The 18,256-nt window shown below is 32.0% G+C and carries 20 protein-coding genes; 14 read left to right on the top strand and 6 right to left on the bottom strand.

The features are described 5' to 3' along the window. The first annotated feature begins 69 nt into the window (after positions 1–69). Positions 70–3,333, top strand: a complete 3,264-nt coding sequence (gene carB, locus CPEL_RS07530) for a carbamoyl-phosphate synthase large subunit (RefSeq protein WP_044599311.1) — start codon at positions 70–72, stop codon at positions 3,331–3,333. Beyond that, a complete protein-coding gene (locus tag CPEL_RS07525; RefSeq protein ID WP_044599310.1) occupies positions 3,330–3,752 on the top strand; it encodes a Sua5 YciO YrdC YwlC family protein in 423 nt (140 codons plus the stop codon). Before carB ends, CPEL_RS07525 begins: the two co-directional genes overlap by 4 nt. Here CPEL_RS07525 and CPEL_RS07520 read toward each other — a convergent pair. After that, entirely contained in the window at positions 3,749–4,786 is a 1,038-nt protein-coding gene (locus CPEL_RS07520) for an isoaspartyl peptidase/L-asparaginase family protein (protein WP_044599309.1), read from the bottom strand. The genes CPEL_RS07525 and CPEL_RS07520 overlap by 4 nt on opposite strands. Before the next feature lie 129 nt (positions 4,787–4,915). Between CPEL_RS07520 and CPEL_RS07515 the strand changes: the two genes are divergently transcribed. From CPEL_RS07515 to bioD, 3 genes are read left to right on the top strand one after another with little or no spacing between them, the layout of a single operon-like run. After that, positions 4,916–5,263 carry a DMT family transporter gene (locus tag CPEL_RS07515; RefSeq protein ID WP_044599308.1) on the top strand — a complete coding sequence of 116 codons (348 nt, stop codon included), beginning with the start codon at positions 4,916–4,918 and terminating at the stop codon, positions 5,261–5,263. Beyond that, complete coding sequence (locus CPEL_RS07510; protein ID WP_044599307.1) at positions 5,263–5,577, top strand: DMT family transporter; 315 nt, start codon at positions 5,263–5,265, stop codon at positions 5,575–5,577. Before CPEL_RS07515 ends, CPEL_RS07510 begins: the two co-directional genes overlap by 1 nt. A 7-nt stretch (positions 5,578–5,584) precedes the next feature. Continuing rightward, the gene (gene bioD / locus CPEL_RS07505) at positions 5,585–6,157 is read left to right on the top strand and encodes a dethiobiotin synthase (RefSeq protein WP_044599306.1); all 573 of its coding nucleotides are present in this window, start codon (positions 5,585–5,587) and stop codon (positions 6,155–6,157) included. Here bioD and CPEL_RS07500 read toward each other — a convergent pair. Then, positions 6,131–7,399 carry an adenosylmethionine--8-amino-7-oxononanoate transaminase gene (locus CPEL_RS07500; RefSeq protein ID WP_044599305.1) on the bottom strand — a complete coding sequence of 423 codons (1,269 nt, stop codon included), beginning with the start codon at positions 7,397–7,399 and terminating at the stop codon, positions 6,131–6,133. The genes bioD and CPEL_RS07500 overlap by 27 nt on opposite strands. 134 nt (positions 7,400–7,533) lie before the next feature. Between CPEL_RS07500 and CPEL_RS07495 the strand changes: the two genes are divergently transcribed. Genes CPEL_RS07495 through bioC form a run of 4 tightly spaced genes read left to right on the top strand, consistent with a single transcriptional unit; the run spans position 7,534 to position 10,581 of the window. After that, positions 7,534–8,154, top strand: a complete 621-nt coding sequence (locus tag CPEL_RS07495) for a TPR repeat protein, Sel1 subfamily (protein WP_044599304.1) — start codon at positions 7,534–7,536, stop codon at positions 8,152–8,154. Then, the gene (locus CPEL_RS07490) at positions 8,154–9,278 is read left to right on the top strand and encodes an aminotransferase class I/II-fold pyridoxal phosphate-dependent enzyme (RefSeq protein ID WP_044599303.1); all 1,125 of its coding nucleotides are present in this window, start codon (positions 8,154–8,156) and stop codon (positions 9,276–9,278) included. The genes CPEL_RS07495 and CPEL_RS07490 overlap by 1 nt, the downstream gene beginning before the upstream one ends. Continuing rightward, positions 9,275–9,901: a pimeloyl-ACP methyl esterase BioG family protein gene (locus CPEL_RS07485; protein WP_044599302.1), complete on the top strand. Its 627-nt coding sequence runs from the start codon at positions 9,275–9,277 to the stop codon at positions 9,899–9,901. Before CPEL_RS07490 ends, CPEL_RS07485 begins: the two co-directional genes overlap by 4 nt. After that, positions 9,886–10,581: a malonyl-ACP O-methyltransferase BioC gene (gene bioC / locus CPEL_RS07480; RefSeq protein WP_049984604.1), complete on the top strand. Its 696-nt coding sequence runs from the start codon at positions 9,886–9,888 to the stop codon at positions 10,579–10,581. The genes CPEL_RS07485 and bioC overlap by 16 nt, the downstream gene beginning before the upstream one ends. A 14-nt stretch (positions 10,582–10,595) precedes the next feature. Here the strand turns inward: bioC and CPEL_RS07475 are convergent, their stop codons facing one another. The 3 genes from CPEL_RS07475 to surE are packed head-to-tail and all read right to left on the bottom strand — an operon-like array spanning position 10,596 to position 12,448. After that, on the bottom strand, positions 10,596–11,045 hold the full coding sequence (locus CPEL_RS07475; protein WP_044599300.1) for a GNAT family N-acetyltransferase: 450 nt from the start codon (positions 11,043–11,045) through the stop codon (positions 10,596–10,598). Further along, positions 11,029–11,682, bottom strand: a complete 654-nt coding sequence (locus CPEL_RS07470) for a dinucleotide-utilizing enzyme, molybdopterin/thiamine biosynthesis family 1 (protein ID WP_044599299.1) — start codon at positions 11,680–11,682, stop codon at positions 11,029–11,031. The genes CPEL_RS07475 and CPEL_RS07470 overlap by 17 nt, the downstream gene beginning before the upstream one ends. Beyond that, positions 11,675–12,448 (bottom strand): 5'/3'-nucleotidase SurE, encoded by a 774-nt coding sequence (surE, locus tag CPEL_RS07465; RefSeq protein WP_044599298.1) that lies wholly within the window; start codon positions 12,446–12,448, stop codon positions 11,675–11,677. The genes CPEL_RS07470 and surE overlap by 8 nt, the downstream gene beginning before the upstream one ends. 117 nt (positions 12,449–12,565) lie before the next feature. Here surE and pepE point away from each other — a divergent pair, with 117 nt between their 5' ends. Both pepE and dcuC read left to right on the top strand, forming a co-directional pair. Next, positions 12,566–13,270: a dipeptidase PepE gene (gene pepE / locus CPEL_RS07460; protein ID WP_044599297.1), complete on the top strand. Its 705-nt coding sequence runs from the start codon at positions 12,566–12,568 to the stop codon at positions 13,268–13,270. Positions 13,271–13,279: 9 nt separating this feature from the next. Continuing rightward, positions 13,280–14,572: a C4-dicarboxylate transporter DcuC gene (gene dcuC, locus CPEL_RS07455; RefSeq protein ID WP_044599296.1), complete on the top strand. Its 1,293-nt coding sequence runs from the start codon at positions 13,280–13,282 to the stop codon at positions 14,570–14,572. Positions 14,573–14,596: 24 nt separating this feature from the next. Here the strand turns inward: dcuC and pepT are convergent, their stop codons facing one another. After that, positions 14,597–15,823 (bottom strand): peptidase T, encoded by a 1,227-nt coding sequence (gene pepT, locus CPEL_RS07450; protein WP_044599295.1) that lies wholly within the window; start codon positions 15,821–15,823, stop codon positions 14,597–14,599. A 147-nt stretch (positions 15,824–15,970) separates the two neighbouring features. Here pepT and CPEL_RS07445 point away from each other — a divergent pair, with 147 nt between their 5' ends. The 3 genes from CPEL_RS07445 to CPEL_RS07435 are packed head-to-tail and all read left to right on the top strand — an operon-like array spanning position 15,971 to position 18,168. Continuing rightward, a complete protein-coding gene (locus CPEL_RS07445) occupies positions 15,971–16,783 on the top strand; it encodes a cytolethal distending toxin subunit A/C (protein ID WP_044599294.1) in 813 nt (270 codons plus the stop codon). Continuing rightward, entirely contained in the window at positions 16,780–17,583 is an 804-nt protein-coding gene (locus tag CPEL_RS07440) for a cytolethal distending toxin subunit B family protein (protein WP_044599293.1), read from the top strand. Before CPEL_RS07445 ends, CPEL_RS07440 begins: the two co-directional genes overlap by 4 nt. 9 nt (positions 17,584–17,592) lie before the next feature. Next, entirely contained in the window at positions 17,593–18,168 is a 576-nt protein-coding gene (locus CPEL_RS07435; RefSeq protein ID WP_044599292.1) for a cytolethal distending toxin, subunit CdtC, read from the top strand. Positions 18,169–18,256: the final 88 nt, after the last annotated feature.

The raw sequence follows: 18,256 nt of genomic DNA, 5'->3' as shown, positions 1-18,256 counted from the left end.
TCATTTTTCAACTTTTAAAAAACTAAACTTTGTTATAATTTGGCTTAAAATTTTAGCTTAGGAAAATTCATGCCAAAAAGAACAGATATAAAAAATATTTTATTAATAGGCAGTGGGCCTATAATTATAGGTCAAGCTTGTGAATTTGATTATTCTGGAACTCAAGCAGCAAAAACTTTAAAAGAATTAGGTTATAGAGTGGTTTTAATCAATTCAAACCCCGCTACGATAATGACAGATCCTGAATTTGCTGATGCAACTTATATAGAGCCAATTACCAAAGAAAGCATTTTAAGCATAATAAAAAAAGAAAAAATTGACGCGATTTTGCCTACTATGGGCGGACAAGTAGCGCTTAATGTGGCTATGGAAGTTTATAAAAGCAATGAGCTTAAAGATGTTAAATTCTTAGGGGCTAATCCAAAGGCTATTGAAAAAGGCGAGGATAGACAAGTTTTTAAAGAATGTATGAAAAAAATCGGTATGGATTTACCAAAGTCAATGTATGCGTATAATTACGAAGAAGCCTTAAAAGCAGTAGATGAAATAGGTTTTCCTTTGATGATTAGAGCTTCTTTTACCTTAGGGGGTGCTGGAAGTGGCGTGGTATATAATATGGATGAGTTTAGAGAACTTGCAAATTCAGCACTAGCCTTAAGTCCAATCCATGAAATTTTAATCGAAGAAAGTTTGCTTGGTTGGAAAGAATATGAAATGGAAGTTATCCGCGATAAAAACGATAATTGCATTATAGTTTGTTCTATAGAAAATGTTGATCCTATGGGCGTGCATACAGGTGATAGCATAACCATAGCACCCGCTTTAACTCTAACTGATAAAGAATACCAAGCTATGCGTAATGCTTCTTTTGCGATTTTGCGTGAAATAGGTGTGGATACTGGCGGTTCTAATGTGCAATTTGCGATTAATCCTGTTAATGGTAGAATGATAGTGATTGAAATGAATCCTAGGGTTTCAAGATCTTCAGCACTTGCTAGTAAAGCAACAGGCTATCCTATCGCTAAAGTTGCCACACTTTTGGCAGTGGGTTTTAGTTTAGATGAGATTAAAAATGATATCACAGGTACCCCTGCTTCTTTTGAGCCAGCTATTGATTATATAGTAACTAAAATTCCGCGTTTTACCTTTGAAAAATTTCCAAGCGCAAGCACTGAGCTTGGTACTGCTATGAAAAGCGTGGGTGAAGTTATGGCAATAGGACGCACTTTTAAAGAAAGTATGCAAAAGGCTTTATGCTCGCTTGAAAGAAATTTAAGTGGTTTTGATGTGATAAATTGTGATAAAAACACGCTTATAACAAAAATACGCCATGCTAATGAAAAACGCTTACTTTATATAGCACAAGCTTTTAGAGAAGGCTTTAGCACTCAAGAACTTTATGAGCTTTGTAAGATTGATACTTGGTTTTTAAATCAAATCAAAGAAATAGTTGATTTTGAAGAAAAAATTGATATGGATATTTTAAGCGATAAAAATTTACTTAGAAAAGCAAAAACTATGGGCTTTTCTGATAAAAAAATTGCCAGCTTGATTAATCAAAAAGACAATCTTGAACTCAGCCAAAATGATATTTATTATGCAAGGATTAAGCATAAAATTATCGCTCAATATAGCGAAGTTGATACTTGTGCGGGAGAATTTGAAGCATTAACGCCGTATTTATACTCAAGCATTAATGCTAGTGAATTAACCCAAATTAAAGAAAGCAAAGACAAAAAAGAAAAAAAAGTGATGATTATAGGCGGGGGGCCAAACCGCATAGGACAAGGTATAGAATTTGACTATGCTTGCGTGCATGCTTCTTTTGCGCTTAAAGATATGGGCGTAAAGACTATAATGTATAATTGCAATCCAGAAACCGTTTCTACTGATTATGATACAAGCGATGTGCTTTATTTTGAACCTATTGATTTTGAGCATTTAAGAGCAGTGATTGATAAAGAAAAACCTGATGGGGTGATAGTGCATTTTGGAGGCCAAACTCCGCTTAAATTTGCTAAACGCCTTAGTGTTTTTGGTGCAAAGATTATAGGCACAAATGCAAGGGTGATAGATTTAGCCGAGGATAGAAAGAAATTTGCTAAATTTGTTGAAGATCTAGGCATTAATCAGCCAAAAAATAGCACAGCAACGAGTGTTGAAGAAGCAGTTTTAAAGGCAAATGAGATTAATTATCCCGTGCTTGTTAGGCCAAGTTATGTTTTAGGTGGGCGTGCAATGCGTGTGGTGCATGATGAGAATGAACTTAGGCTTTATATGCAAGAAGCAGTAGATGTAAGCGATAAATCCCCAGTGCTTATAGATCAGTTTTTAGACAATGCAACCGAGCTTGATGTTGATGCAATTAGCGATGGTAAAGATGTGTATATTGGGGGTATAATGGAGCATATTGAAGAAGCAGGAATTCACTCAGGTGATAGTGCTTGTTCTTTGCCTACTATAAATATCAGTGAAAATATGCTTGAATTAATAGAGCAAAAAACTAAGGATATTGCTTTAAATTTAGGTGTTATAGGGCTTTTAAATATACAATTTGCTATACATGATAATAAACTTTATATGATAGAAGTAAATCCAAGAGCAAGTAGAACCGTACCTTTTGTGAGTAAAGCAACGGGTATTCCTTTGGCTAAGGTTGCAACGCGTGTGATGTGGCAAGGGAATTTACGCGAGAGCTTGAGTTTTTATGATAGCTTTAAAATGGTAGAAGAAAAAAACGGGATTTTAAGGGCTAAAAAGCCAAAGCATATTAGCGTAAAATCAGTGGTTTTTCCTTTTGCTAAGCTTAGTGGAAGCGATCTTGAGCTTGGGCCTGAGATGCGTTCAACGGGTGAAGTTATGGGAGTGAGTAAGGATTTTGCAAATTCATACGCAAAAAGCCAGCTTGCTTCGTCTAATTTTTTACCAGAAAGTGGCAATGTCTTTTTATCGTTAAGAGAACAAGATAAAAAATACGCAGTAGATTTAGCAAGTGAATATATCAAACTTGGCTTTAAAATCATAGCAACAAGTGGAACTTATAAGATTTTGCAAGAAGCAGGTTTAGAGTGTGAGTTTGTACATAAAATTTCAGAAGGGCGTCCAAATGTAGAGGATAAGCTTAAAAATTCACAAATTCAACTTGCTATAAATACTAGTGATGAGCATAGTTTTAAAGGCGATACGAAAAAAATAAGAGCTAATATCTTGCGTTTTAAAACACCTTATTTTACTAATTTAAGAGCAGCTTATGCAGGCGCTAAAGCCATTAAGGCTATACAAGATCAATCTTATCTTGAAGTAAAAAGCTTGCAAGAGTATTTAAAGGCATGATTTATCTAGCGCAAACTGATACAACAGCAGGGTTTTTAAGCAAGGACTTAAAAGCCCTAAATTCATTAAAACAAAGAGATATAAACAAAGCTTGTCTTATCACAACGGCTAAATTTAGTGAGCTTAAAAAACTTACAAGAGTGCCAAATAAATTCAAAAACACTATAAGAAAAGCCAAAAAAACCACTTTTTTATACCCAAATGCCAAAGCAATTCGCGTTGTAAAAGATTGTACTCATGAAAAATTTTTGAAAGAATTTGATTGGCTTTATTCTACTTCTGCAAACTTACATGAAAAAAAATTTGATGAAAAATGGGCTATACAAAGAGCTGATATAGTGGTTGATAAGGTTTTTTTTGAAAGCAGTGCCTCAAAAATTTTTAAATTAAGAGGCACTAGAAAAATTAAATTACGCTAGTTATTTCCAAGAGGCCAAAATACTTTTGGTTCTTCGCCAATTCTTGCTTGACCATGATACATTCCAAGCTTATCTTTTGTCCAAGCATAACCAACATTACCTTTTTTATCTATTGAGATAATTCCACCAGTTCCACCAAGCTCAGCAACTTGTTTGATTGTTTCTTGTGCAGCTTTAGTAATAGGAAGTTTTTTATACTCATATAAAGAAGCTACTTCATGAGCTGCTGCAACTCTTATATAAATATCACCAGTGCCTGTGCAAGATACTGCAACTGAGTCATTATTTGCATAATTTCCTGCTCCTATGATAGGAGAATCCCCTATACGACCAGTCATTTTATTAGTCGTGCCACCTGTGCTTGTTCCTGCTGCTAAATTCCCATTTTTGTCTAAAGCTATAGCACCAACAGTTCCTAAATAAGGTTCTGTGCTTACTCCAAGATGTGCTTTTGCTTTATCACTATCTAATAAAACTTCTTTGCTTTTTTTAGCTTCTTGAAGTTGTTTGTATCTGTGTTCTGTAAAGAAGTATTTTTGGCCTACTATTTCTAAGCCATGTTTTTTTGCTAGTTTATCAGCACCTTCACCTGCTATTAAAGTATGAGGTGTTTTTTCCATAACAATCCTTGCTGCTTCTATAGGATTTTTAATTGTTCTTGCCATAGCAACAGCACCTGCTTTTAAATTCTTTCCATCCATTAAAGATGCATCAAGTTCGTTGTATCCATCAGAGGTAAAAACAGCACCTTTGCCAGCATTAAATTCAGGACTATCTTCCATAACTTTAATAGCTGCAATTACTGCATCAACTGAGCTACCACCATTTTCGAGTATTTTTTGACCCGCTTTTAAAGATTCTTTCATAACCTTTTCTCTTTTGGCAAATTCCTCTTTTGTAAGTCCTAAGCCACTTGTTCCTCCATGGATTACAATCACAGGGGTGAAATCTTTTGCCAAAGTGCTTGTGCTTGATAAAAGCGCTAAACTTGCTAAAACAAGTAAAGCCTTTTTGCTACCTGCTAAAAATTTCATTTTAATTCTCCTTTTTGATTTGTTTATGAAGTATTATTCTATAAAAATAAAATTTAAATAATAATTAATTTTATTTTTGAAAATATTTTATAATTTTAGTTATAATTCCCAATTTTAAAAAGGCAAATGATGATAGAAAAAACAAGAATAAGTTCTAATTTTGGTTGGTTTATGGTTATTTTGGGTGGTTTGGTTGAGTGTTTTTGGGTGAGTGGTTTAAAATACTCTACTGAAATTTGGCATTATGCTTTAACAGCCATTGGGGTTTGTATATCTTTTACATGTTTTTTAAAAGCTTGCGAAAGACTTGAAGTAAGCATTGCTTATAGTGTTTTTGTAGGTATTGGCACGATTGGAGTGGTGCTTAATGAGATGTTTATTTTCAATGAGCCAAGTTCTATTACCAAGCTTACTTTAATAGCTATTTTACTTTTAAGTATCATAGGCCTTAAAATCATTAGCAAGGAAGCTAAGTAATGGAATGGTTTTTTTTATTCTTAGCGACTGCTTTTGAAATTTTTGGTGTGATTATCATGAAGCAACTTGTAAGCACTAAAAATAAGCTTTATCTTTTAGCTTTGATAGTGTGTTTTGGTTTTTCTTTTGGATTTTTAAGTCTTAGTATGCAAAGCATTGCTATGAGTGTGGCTTATTCTATATGGACAGGAGCTGGAACTGCAGGTGGGGTTATCGTAGGGGTGCTTTTTTATAAAGAAAGCAAAAGCTTTTTAAAGCTTTTTTTGATTGCTCTTATCATTGCTTGTACCGTGGGTTTAAAAATACTTTCATAGGTTTAAAATGAAAATATACATTAGCGGTATAGACACAGATGTTGGTAAAACTTATCTAAGTGCTAGAATTTGCAAGGAATTAGGATTTGATTATTTTAAGCTTATCCAAGCAGGCACGCCAAAAGATAGCGAGATGGTAGCTGAGTTTAGTCCAAAAACTAAGATTTTTAAAGAAGGCGTGTTTTTAAAAACCCCTGCTTCACCACACAAAGGCAGGATTTTAGAGAATTTAAACTATAAAGCTTTTGATATACAAATTCCACAAAGTGAAAAACTCATTATCGAGCTAGCTGGTGGGCTTTTTTCGCCCCTTGATGATGAAAAAACAATGATTGATTATATGAGTGCGTTTAAACATCCTACGATTTTAGTAGCAAAAGACTATCTAGGAAGTATCAATCACACGCTTTTAAGCATAGAAGCACTAAAACAAAGAGATATTAAAATCCTTGCTTTAATCTTAGAAACCCAAGATACTTTTAGCAAGGATTTTATAAGCAATTACGCTAAAATTCCCATCATAGAATTTGATGATAAAGTGTGCGAAAAACTTTCAAAAATCCTTGAAAATCTCTCTTAAAGACTGCACTACATAAGCAATCTCATCTTCATTTATAACATATGGCGGCATGAAATAAATTGTATTTCCAAGTGGTCTTAAAAGCAAGCCTTTTTCTAAGGCTCTTTGAAAGACTTCAAGTCCTGCTCTTTGGTATTTGCTTTTTTGTATATCAAATGCACTTACCATGCCTAAATTTCTAAAATTTCCTAAAAAATCAAATTCTTTTAAACTCTCCCATTGAGTTTTCATAAAAGCACTTTTGATTTTATTTTTTGCGATGATATTTTCTTTTTCAAAAATATCCAAAGTCGCATTAGCTGCTACACAAGCTAGGGCATTACCCGTGTAAGAATGAGAGTGTAAAAAGGCTTTTTGGCTCTCATAGCTATCATAAAATTTCTCATAAATTTCATCTTTAGTAAGCACCACTGAAAGTGGTAAATACCCACCCGTGATAGCTTTAGAAAGACATATATAATCAATGCTTTGTGAGCAATAATCTAGCGCAAACATTTCCCCTGTGCGTCCAAAACCTGTGGCTATTTCATCAAATATCACTTGCACGCCATAATTTTTAGCAAGTTTAACCGCTTCATTTAAATACCCAAGCTCATACATATGCATATTGCCCGCACATTGAAGTAAAGGCTCAAGTATAAAAGCACAAATTTCATGATGATGATTTTTTAAAATGCTTTCTAAAATTTCAAGTTCTTTTGTATAGTCCTTGCTTGTTGGCACAGGTGTTGTGATACTTTTTAAAAGTAAAGGCTCATAGGTTTTTTTATAAAGTGCTACATCGCCAACGCTTAATGCACCTAAGGTTTCTCCGTGGTAAGAATTGCTAAGTGATAGAAATTTATCCTTTTTAGAGCCATTGTTTAAGTGGTATTGAAAACTCATTTTTAAAGCCACTTCTATGGCTGAACTACCATTATCTGCAAAAAAGCATTTATCAAAAGGTAAAAGCTTACAAAGTCTTTGCGAAAGCTTTATGATAGGCTCATGTGAAAAACCAGCAAGTATAACATGCTCTAAATTTTGAAGTTGATCTTTGATTTTTTCATTGATATACTCATTACAATGGCCAAAGATATTTACCCACCAAGAGCTAATGCAGTCTATGTAGGATCTTTCATCAAAATCATACAAATACACTCCCTTAGCCTTTTTTATGGGTATTAAAGGTAAAAACTCATGATCGCTCATTTGTGTGCAAGGGTGCCAAATGTGTTTTAAGTCTAGTTCTTTTAAATTCATTTTTACTTCTTTGATTTTTATTACTAATGATACTACAATTTTTACTCAAATTTATGCTTTAAAATGAAAAAGGATTATTTAGAAAATATTTATATAATTAGCTTTTTTATTTTAAAATTTCAAAAGGAAAAATAATGAAAAAAATATTAGTTGTTCTAACAATTTTATTTTTAAATTTTGCATACTCACAAGAGGATTTGGTTGAAAAAGGGATTAAAGCCTATGAAAGTGGTGATTATATAAATGCTATGAAGTATTACAAACAAGCTTGTGATTTAAATATTGGAATCGGTTGTTTTGGTATTGGAGCTTTGTATGAAAGAGGGGAAGGTGTTAAAAAAAATAATTTTAAAGCAGTTGAGTTTTATAAAAAATCTTGTGATTTAAATATTGGAATCGGTTGTTTTGGTATTGGAGCTATGTATGAAAATGGAAAAGGTGTAAGAAAAGATAATTTCAAAGCAGTAGAATTATATCAAAAAGCATGTGACTTAGAAAATGGTTTAGGTTGTTCTAATCTTGGTTTCATGTATGAAAATGGACAAGGTGTAAAAAAGGATAATTTGAAAGCAGTTGAGTTTCATCAAAAAGCTTGCGATTTGAATAATGGAAGTAGTTGCAATAATCTCGGGATTATGTATGTAAATGGATCTGGTGTTAGAAAGGATCTTTCTAAAGCTTTAGAATATTTTGGCAAGGCTTGTGATTTAAAAAGCGATGAGGGTTGTGAAAACTATGCAAGGCTTAAACAATAATGCAAATTGCACAAATTTTAGATGAGTTAAAGCAACAAAATAATTTTAGAATTCTACGCTCATTAAAACATGAGGGAAAATATGTTATTTATAATGAGCAAAAATTGCTGAATTTAGCAAGCAATGATTATTTAAATTTAAGTAATGAAAAATCATTGAAGCAAGATTTTTTAACACATTTAAAAGAATTTGAATTTTCTAGTTCAAGCTCAAGAAGCTTGAGTGGAAATTATGCGATTTTTGATGAATTTGAAAGCTTTTTAGAAGCTAAATTAGGCAGAAAAATCTTGCATTTTAACAACGGCTATGCCTTAAATGTTAGCTGTTTGCAAGCTTTAGCAAGCATTAAAAATACTTTGTTTTTAGCAGATAAGCAAGTGCATGCAAGTATTATTGATGGTTTAAGGCTTGGCGGGGCTAAATTTATAAGATTTAAGCACAATAATATAAAGCATTTGCAAAGCTTAGTGCAAAAGCATTATAAAGAATTTGAAAATATCATCATCGTAAGTGAAGCACTATTTAGTATGGATGGAGATTTTGCACCTATAAAAGAATTCATAAATTTAAAAAAAGAATTTAAAAATATCAAAATTTATATTGATGAAGCTCATAGCATAGGGTGTTTCGGAGATGATGGTTTGGGTTATGTGAAATTTTTAGGCTTAGAAAAGGAAGTGGATTTTTTAGTTTTTACCTTTGGTAAGGCTATAGCTTCCATGGGAGCTTGCATGATAAGCGATGAAAAAGATTTTTTTATCAACAAAGCAAGAGCTTTTATATACTCAACTGCTATTGCGCCTATCAATGTAGCTTGGACTTTGCATGTTTTTAAGCATTTGTATGAATTTAGCACTCAAAGAAAAAGGCTTTTAGAGTTAAGCACTTGGTTTAAAAATGCTTTAGCAAGTAAAGGTGTGGTTTTAGGTGATGCTTATGTGATATCTTTTATTTTAGGACAAAATGCACTAGCTAGTGAAATTTCTAAAAAGCTTTTAGAAAATGGTATTTTTGCACCTGCTATTAAAGAGCCAACTGTGGCTAAAAATACAGCTAGAATTCGCTTTTCTTTGCATGCTGGTTTAGTGAAAAAAGACTTAGAAAAGGTTTTGGAGGTACTTTGAAAACTCATTTTTTACATGAAAATGCAAATTCATCTGAGTTGATTTTATTTTTTTCAGGGTTTTGTTCGCATTTTAGCCATTTTACGCACTTAAAAAGCGATGTAAATGTTTTAATGGTGTATGATTATACGAGTTTTGATTGGGAAATTAATCTTCATAAATTTGAAAAAATCACTCTTGTTGGCTTTTCTATGGGAGTTTGCATAGCGAGTAAAATTTTAAAAGATATAAAATTTGATAAAAAAATAGCCATAAATGGCACAAATTTACCTATAAATGATGAATTTGGGATTAAAAAAGCCATTTTTAAACTTACGATGAAAAGATTTGCTTTAGAGGATTTTAAAGCAAATTTGCTTGAAAAAAGAATGAGTTTAAGTGATGAATTTTACTTTGAAAAAAATGAGTATTTAAAAGAAGAACTTTTAAGCTTATATGAGTTTTGCACTAAGGATTTAAATGAAAATTTCACTTGGGATAAAGCTATAATTAGCAAAGAGGATAAAATCTTTCCATCAAAGCATGCTTTAAATTTTTTCAAAGAAAAGGCAATGTTTGTTGATGAGCCACATTTTACATTTTTTAAATACCACACTTGGGAAGCACTTTGCAAACTTTCATAAGAGCAAAAAACACATATAGTGCTAACTCGCCCGTGCAAAAAGCCATGGCTAAAGAGCTTTGTAAAATGCTTAGTGAGAATGATTTGAGCGATTTTGAAGCAGTGTTTGAATTTGGCTGTGGGGTAGGGGTTTTTAGCAAGGCTTTGCAAGAGTGTATTAAATTTAAGCATTATTTTTTAAATGATATTTATGCTTTTGAAAATCCTTGTAAGTTTGATGAATTTGGTATTTTTGATATGAATGAGCTTAAAAATCATCATTTTTATACGAAAAAATTTGATCTTATAGCTTCCAATGCTTGTATGCAGTGGCTAAAGATAGATGAGCTTTTAGAAAATCTTGCAAATATGCTAAATAAAAATGGGATTTTGCTTTTTTCTACTTTTGGAGAAAAAAATTTCACTCAAATAAAACAAAGCGCTAATTTATCACTTGAGTATTTAACTTTAGAGCAAATTAAGCAAAAGCTTTCTAAAAATTTTAAGATTATCAAGGCAAAAGAAGAGTTAAAAGAGTTAAAATTTGATCATACTTTAGAGCTTTTTAGGCATTTGAAATTAAGCGGGGTAAATGCTTTGGGTGATAAATTTTTTATAAGCAAGGCATTTTTAAAAAACTATGAAAAAGAATTTCAAAATACCTTAACTTATCATCCTTTATTTTTTATGTGTCAAATTTGATTTATTTAATTTTTTCATTTTATTTCCTTTTTCATTAAAAAATTTTTCAATTCTTGTTGATTTTTTAAAACTATATTTTCTTTTATGATTTCGAAATTATTTTTTAAAAAGAAATTTTTAGCACTAAGACTAGCAAAAGTATAAATTTCATTATAAGGGTAGTTTTTAAGAGCAAATTCTAATAAAGCTTTGCCATAACCTTGATGAGCATAGTTTGCATGAGTAAAGTAAAGATCGAGAGTTTTTTCTTCTAAATTTATACTTATAAAAGATATGATTTGGCCTTTTTCTTCATAGGCAAAGCCTAGTTGATTTTGAAATTTTTCCTCCCAAGCTTTTTGGTCTATATTAATCCAAGCATGAATTTGTTCTTTTGTGTAATCATTTTTACAAAGAGTGGATACGCTTTGCTTAAAAAGCTTGATATAAGAAGCTAAGTCTTTTATATCAAGCTTTCTTATCAAGCACTTTCCTTAAAGCCAAAGAAGCTAAAGCAAGTCCAAAAGAAGCTGTCACACCCATAAATGAGCCAAGATCTTTACAATGAGCTTGCTCATCTGAAAATACCACATCAAAATCCCCTTTAAAGCCTGATTTTCTAAGCTCATAACGGAATTTTTTAGCTAGGGCATCACCATGAGTTTTAAATATACTTGTTGTTTTAATACGCGTTGGATCAAGCTTTCTAGCACCACCGGTTGATGAGATAAAAATTTGCTTTTTTAAATCAAGTAAATTAGCCAAAGCAACTTTAGCAGGTATATCATCAATCGCATCAATGATTAAATCAAATTCGCTCAAATCAAAACTTTTTAAAAACTCATCATCAATTTTACTAACTATGCCTTTAGCATTGTAAATGCGTTCAAAAACCTTAGCTTTTTCTTCGCCTATATTTTCACTATGGAGTTGGCGGTTTTGATTAGTAATTTCAAATTTATCCGCATCGATTAAGGTTAGATTGCTAAAGCCACTTCTAAAAAGCGTATCAACACAAATCCCACCAACTCCGCCTAAACCACAAACTAAAACTTTGGTATTTTGAAATTTAATAAAATTTTCTTCATTAACAAGCCATTTTATACGCGTGTATCTATCCATTTTTCATCCATTTTTTGAGATTTTTTATTTGCTTATAAGCTGTTAGATCAAGCATTATAGGGGTTATCGTGGCATAACCTTGTTTTAAAAGTGCTATGTCTGAGTTTTTTTCATTTTCATGATCAAGATTAGCAGCAGCTAGCCAGTAGTATTCTACACCTCTTGGATTTGTATTTGAATGTGCTTCATAGCTGTAAATTCTTTTACCTGCTTTGCAAATTTTTAAGCCCTGAAAGGCTGTTTTGTTAGAAGGAAAATTGATATTTAAAAATTCTTTTTCACCCAAAGGAAAACCATTTTCAAAGATATTTTTGACTATTTTTTTAGTAAGTTTTAAAGCAAGTTTGTAATCAAGCTCTTTTTGGTTATCTTTATAAAATTGTGATAAAGCTATGGCAGGAATTTTATGAAGCACTGCTTCCATAGCACCTGCACAAGTGCCTGAGTAAGTTATATCCTCGCCTACATTAGCGCCTTTATTAATCCCACTTATGACAAGATCAGGTAAACGCTTTTTATATAAAGCATGCAAAGCAAGATATACACAATCTGCAGGCGTGCCATCATCAAGTTTATAAAATCTTCTTCCAACCTTGTGAAATCTTAAAGGTTTAGTTAGGGTTATAGAGTGTGAGCATGCTGATTTTTCAGTTGCTGGAGCTACTATGGTGATTTTGGCTTTAAATTCTTTTCTTAGCATTTTTATGAGTTTTTTTAAGCCCTCGCTCTCATAACCATCATCATTAGTGATTAAAATTTCTTTCATAATTCTTCCTTTGTATGAATTTTAACACAAGTAATAAAATATTTTTTCTTTAATAAATTGTTTTTTCATTTTTTAAATATTAAAATTATAATTTTAATTCATATCCAAGGAAAAATAATGCCAAAACTTTTGCTTTTTAGTGCTTCAGGTTATAAAGATAGTGCTTATTTAAGCCATACTAGAGAATTTATGGATGATTTTTTGAAAGAAAATTCCATGATAGATGAAGAAATTCTTTTTATACCTTATGCAGGAGTTAGAAGGACTTATGATGAATATGAAGCTAGGGTGAAAGAAGGATTAAAAAAAGATAATATTAAGTCTTTGCACCATTTTCATGATAAAAAAGAAGCGATTTTAAATTCCAAAGTTTTTTTAGTGGGTGGTGGCAATAGTTTTATGCTTTTACATAAATTATATGAAAATGATTTGCTTGAAATCTTAAAGGAGCGTGTTAAAAATGGAGCTTGTTATATAGGATGGAGTGCAGGTTCAAATATAGCCGGTCTTAGTATAAAAACAACCAATGATATGCCTATAATTATGCCAAAAAGTTTTGATAGCTTGGGTGTTTTTCCTTATCAGATTAATCCTCATTTTATCAGTGGTAAAATTGCCGGACATAATGGCGAAAGTAGAGAAGAGCGTTTGGAGGAGTTTTTACTAACTAACCCAAAAGACATTGTTTATGCTATACCAGAGGGTTCAGCATTAAAAGTGCAAGATGATAACTTGAAAATAATTGGTTATCATGATGTATTAAAACTAACTTATCCTTTTAATGTTAAATATTTAAAAACTAATCAAGAATGTAAAATTTAAAGGAGAAAAATGCAAACTTTTTATCTTTTAACTGCTATTTTAGGAGTAATAGCTGTTGTTTATTTGCTTATTAAAAAGGTAGAAACAAAAACTGCTTTAATTAGTGTTGGTTTCATTTTATGTTTAGTTTCATTTAAACCTATTGAAGCTTTGAGTGCTTTTACGCATGCTATGGTGCAGCCTGCTTTGATAAAAGCAATTTGTGCTAGTATGGGTTTTGCTTTTGTTATGAAGGTTACTAAGTGTGATAAACATTTGGTTAAATTATTAACTGCTCCTTTGAAGAATGTAGGATTTTTCTTAATTCCTCTTGCTTTTATGGTAACTTTTTTCATCGCTATAGCTATACCTTCAGCTGCTGGTTGTTCAGCCGCGGTTGGTGCTACTTTGATACCACTTTTAATGGCTTCTGGAATCAAACCTGCCATGGCAGCAGCAACGGTGCTTTGTGGAACTATAGGGGGAATTTTAAGTCCAGGTGTTTCTCATACGGCTTTGATTTCAGAAATTTCAGGAAAAAATATACAAGAAATTGTCTTAACTCAAACTCCAAATGCATTAACTGCAGGGGTGATAGTAATGATTTCTTTGATGATAATGGCAGTGGTTTTTAAAGATTATCAAAAAGGACAAGTTTTTGAAGTAGCAAGTCAAGGCAAAAGTGAAGATGATATTGAAAAAGTGAATATTTTTTATGCTTTAATGCCTTTGGTTCCTTTGCTTGTACTAATTATAGGAGCAAGTCCTTTAAATGATTATGAGTTTTTAACATGGACAAAACAAGTTGGGGTTGCAGAAGCTATGCTTTTAGGAGCGATTATAGCTTTAGTGGTAACTATGAGTAGGCCTGATAGCATTTTTAAAGAATTTTTTAATGGTATGGGAAAATCTTATGCAGAGATTATAGGTATTATCATAGCTGCTAGTGTTTTTGTTGCAGGTTTAAAAGCTTGTGGAGTGATTGATATCATCATAGAGTGGCTTAAAAATGAACAGCATTATGTGCGTTTTGGTGGAACTTTTATACCATTTTTAATGGCTATGGTTACAGGTAGTGGAGATGCTGCTGCTATGGCATTTAATAAAGCCGTAACTATTCATGCACAAGATCTTGGTTTTGATCAAGTTAAACTTGGCACAGCAGTAGCAATGTCAGCAGTACTTGGAAGATATCTTTCGCCTATTTTAGGAGCTTGTATTATTGTTTCGGCTATTGCTGGAGTTAGTCCTTTAGAAATTGTTAAAAGAACTGCCTTAGGTTGTGTTGTTTCAGTAGTTGTAATTGCTTTTGTGCTATTATAAATTTAAGCCTTTTAAGGCTTAAATTTATTTTGTAGCTAAAATAATGAGTTCTTGTAAAACTTTGCTCGCTGCTTTTAAAGATTTAACAGGTAAATATTCATAAATAGAATGAAAATTATGTGCTCCTGTGAATATATTCGGGCAAGGCAAGCCTTTTTCTGAAAGCACTGCTCCGTCGTATCCGCCACGCATAGGGATGATTTTAGCTTCTATATTTAGATTTTTATATGCTTGTAAAGCAAGTTTTATAGGTAAGCAATCGGTTGTTTTTAAGGAATTAAATACATTTTTATAACGATGGCTTAATTTTATATTTATCCTTTCTTCTCCATATAATTTTTTAAAGCTATCGCACAAATTTTGCAAAAATTGCATTCTTTGAGTGTATTTTTCATCATCAAATTCTCTAACATCTATTTTTAATATAGTTTTAGCGCTATTTCCTTTTAATTCTTTGACCCAAAAATAACCTTCTTTATTTTCTGTATATTCTGGAGCTTCACCATTTGGTAACATTGATATAAATTTGTGAGCTAAGATTAAAGAATTTATCAATTTTCCTTTAGCACTCATAGGATGAGCTGATTTGCCTATAAATTCTACTTCACAATCTCCTGCATTCCAATTTTCATAAATAAACTCACCTATCTCACAACAATCTAAACAATATCCAAAATCAGCATTTATTTCTTTTATATCAAAAGCTTTAGCTCCTCTTAAGCCTTGCTCTTCATCAGGCAAAAAGCAAGCATAAATATCACCATGTTTAATATCAGGATTTTTTACAAAAAATTCTAGCATATCCATAATAGCCGCAATAGCAGCCTTATCATCAGCTCCAAGCAAACTTGTGCCATCAGTATGGATAATATCATCTCCTATGTAGTTTTTAAGTTCTTTAAATTCACTTTCTTTTAAATATATTTGTAAATTTTCATTTAAGCATATATCACCGCCTTTATAATGAGTAATTTTTGCATTTGTATCATTAGTTTGCTCCATACTTGTATCTAAATGTGCAAAAAAGGCTATGCTAGGTGCATTTTGTGTATTTGCTGGTAAAAGTGCAGTTGTGATTGAATTATCTCTTCTTGTGATATTAGTTAAACCAAGTTCTTTTAGTTCTTTTTCGAGTAAAATAGCAAGTTCGGTTTGATTTTTACTTGATGGCATTATGCCTGCAGCTCCATTTTCTCTACTTGTGGTAGTGTTTATTTTAGTGTAATTAATAAATCTTTGAATGATATCCATTTTTGCTCCTTGAAATATTTATTATATTTTACAATATATTTTTAATATGATATAAAGATAAAATTTTGAAAATAATTTTACTAGAAATTGAAAATTGAATTTTATGTTTTTAATTATGTTATCATTAGAAAAAAATAGGAGAATTTAATGAATAAAAAATACTTTTTCATGCTGTTTTTTGTTTTGAGTGTTATTTTTGCAGGATGTTCTTCAAAAGAATCTATCAATCCTTTGGGAAGATCTTTTGGAAAATTTAATGATAGCGATCCTTTAAAAATAGGCAATACGCCAACCCCACCTGCAAAGCAAGAAATTCCCGCTTTAATTTCAGGCGATAATTTAGTCCCGCAAGTTCCATTACAACCACCTATTACTAAAATAAATACTTTTAAAGGTGATAATGCTAAAAAAGGTCCATTACCGAGATTAAAAGGTGAAAATCAATTTAACGATGCTGCTGTATTTGAAAATAGAGGTTTTCCTAGCGATTTTGTAACCATAATGGGTCCAAATGGTGCTGCATTAACCGTTTGGGCTTTAGCTCCTGGTAATTGGATATGGGGATATACTTTAGCTAATAGCAAGCCTTTTGGTGATGCAAGAGTGTGGCAGCTTATAGAACTTCCTGATGATACGGTTATGATTAAAAATGCAAAGACAAATACTTGCTTAAATGCTTATGGCAATGGTATAGTGCATTATCCTTGCGATCAAAGCAATTACGCACAGCTTTGGAGGCTTTTCCCTATGGATAATGGAGCATTTCAAATTCAAAATTTTGCTACACAAAAATGCATACAAACTCCAATTACCAATGTTATGACAGATTTTAAATTCAGCTTTTTTAATATATTTTTAGCACCATGCTTAAAATCTGGAGAGAAAAATTTAGACAGACAATGGTATATTAGCCCACCTACTTTTACTGCTAAAACACCTTATATAAAGGGGATTAAATGAGAAAATTGTTTTTATTGATTTTTAGTGTGAGTTTAGTTTTTGCAAATTTGGAAGATTATAATGTAGGCACATGGAATTTACAAGGTTCATCAGCTGCTACAGAGAGTAAATGGAATGTTAGCATTAGACAATTAGTAACAGGAGATAATCCTTTTGATGTATTAGCCGTGCAAGAGGCTGGAGCTTTACCAAGCACAGCTATGATGACGCCAAGACAAGTTCAACCTGTTGGAGTTGGAATTCCTATACATGAATATACATGGAATTTGGGTTCTTTGTCACGTCCTAATTCTGTTTTTATATATTATTCTAGAGTTGATGTTGGTGCAAATAGAGTAAATATGGCTATAGTTAGTAGAAGACAAGCTGATGAGGTTATAGTTTTGCCACCACCAACCGTTGTTTCACGTCCTATAATAGGCATACGCATAGGAAATGATGTATTTTTTAGCATACATGCTTTATCAAGTGGTGGAAATGATGGTGGTGCTATAGTAAATGCTGTGGATATGCATTTTAGAAATATGCCAAATATTAATTGGATGATAATGGGAGATTTTAATAGAAACCCTGCTAGCTTACTAAATTTAATCGATGCAGGAGTTAGATCGCGAATTAATATAGTCGCTCCGCCTTCATTTACCCAAAGAAGCGGAAATACTATTGATTATGCTATAACTGGAAGCTCAGATACTTCAAGATTATACAATCCTCCCGCAATATTAGCTGTTTTAGCTTTAGCTGGACTTAGAACTTTTTTAGCATCTGATCATTTTCCGGTAAATTTTAGAAGATTTTAGGAGGGAGTTTTGAAAAAATTTATTATATCTTTGTTAGTGAGTATGAATTTTTTATATGCGATTAATCCATCGCAAGGTGATTTGCCCGATTTTACCGCTATGTTTTCTATAAGATCTTTAGAAACAGGAATTTCTTTGAGTCCTTTTAGAACAACTTCGCAAAAATTAGAAGATCAAAACTGGATTTTAAAAGAAATTATGTTAAGTGATGAATTAAAAGCTAAAGATTTATATGCTGATAAATTACCTTTTGGTTATGTTCAGTTTGTAAACCCAAGTGATAGCGATCTTTGTTTGGCTATTTTAGAGAGTGGATTTTTTGGTGGCAAGTCTTGTAGTGGGGATTTAAAAGATGGAAAATTAGAAACGGTTTTTTCTATAATGCCAACTACAACTCCTGCTGTGCAAATAAGATCTTTGGTGCAAGGTGGGGAAGAATGTATGGTGACATTTTTTAATCCAAATGTGCCTATAGAAAATCGTTTTGGCATACAACCTTGCACTTTAGATCCAGCTTTGTTTTTAGATCTTAATGAATTGATGTTTTTTAGCCCTCCTATAATACAAGCAACTCCGCTTTATTGATAATCTAGCCTGCCTTTTTGGCAGGTTTAATTTATTTGTTTTTATTAATTAATCTTTAAATCATATAATTTTGCTCTCAATTAAATTT

This window comes from Campylobacter peloridis LMG 23910 (assembly GCF_000816785.1).
GTDB classification, from domain to species: Bacteria; Campylobacterota; Campylobacteria; order Campylobacterales; family Campylobacteraceae; genus Campylobacter_D; species Campylobacter_D peloridis.
Note: the sequence above shows the minus strand (reverse complement) of the source record. Positions and strands in the feature narration are given on the sequence as shown.

Coding starts and splice junctions, on each gene's coding strand:
- carB (WP_044599311.1), top strand. CDS start 70: ATGCCAAAAAGAACAGATATAAAAAATATTTTATTAATAGGCAGTGGG.
- CPEL_RS07525 (WP_044599310.1), top strand. CDS start 3,330: ATGATTTATCTAGCGCAAACTGATACAACAGCAGGGTTTTTAAGCAAG.
- CPEL_RS07520 (WP_044599309.1), bottom strand. CDS start 4,786: ATGAAATTTTTAGCAGGTAGCAAAAAGGCTTTACTTGTTTTAGCAAGT.
- CPEL_RS07515 (WP_044599308.1), top strand. CDS start 4,916: ATGATAGAAAAAACAAGAATAAGTTCTAATTTTGGTTGGTTTATGGTT.
- CPEL_RS07510 (WP_044599307.1), top strand. CDS start 5,263: ATGGAATGGTTTTTTTTATTCTTAGCGACTGCTTTTGAAATTTTTGGT.
- bioD (WP_044599306.1), top strand. CDS start 5,585: ATGAAAATATACATTAGCGGTATAGACACAGATGTTGGTAAAACTTAT.
- CPEL_RS07500 (WP_044599305.1), bottom strand. CDS start 7,399: ATGAATTTAAAAGAACTAGACTTAAAACACATTTGGCACCCTTGCACA.
- CPEL_RS07495 (WP_044599304.1), top strand. CDS start 7,534: ATGAAAAAAATATTAGTTGTTCTAACAATTTTATTTTTAAATTTTGCA.
- CPEL_RS07490 (WP_044599303.1), top strand. CDS start 8,154: ATGCAAATTGCACAAATTTTAGATGAGTTAAAGCAACAAAATAATTTT.
- CPEL_RS07470 (WP_044599299.1), bottom strand. CDS start 11,682: ATGGATAGATACACGCGTATAAAATGGCTTGTTAATGAAGAAAATTTT.
- surE (WP_044599298.1), bottom strand. CDS start 12,448: ATGAAAGAAATTTTAATCACTAATGATGATGGTTATGAGAGCGAGGGC.
- pepE (WP_044599297.1), top strand. CDS start 12,566: ATGCCAAAACTTTTGCTTTTTAGTGCTTCAGGTTATAAAGATAGTGCT.
- dcuC (WP_044599296.1), top strand. CDS start 13,280: ATGCAAACTTTTTATCTTTTAACTGCTATTTTAGGAGTAATAGCTGTT.
- pepT (WP_044599295.1), bottom strand. CDS start 15,823: ATGGATATCATTCAAAGATTTATTAATTACACTAAAATAAACACTACC.
- CPEL_RS07445 (WP_044599294.1), top strand. CDS start 15,971: ATGAATAAAAAATACTTTTTCATGCTGTTTTTTGTTTTGAGTGTTATT.
- CPEL_RS07440 (WP_044599293.1), top strand. CDS start 16,780: ATGAGAAAATTGTTTTTATTGATTTTTAGTGTGAGTTTAGTTTTTGCA.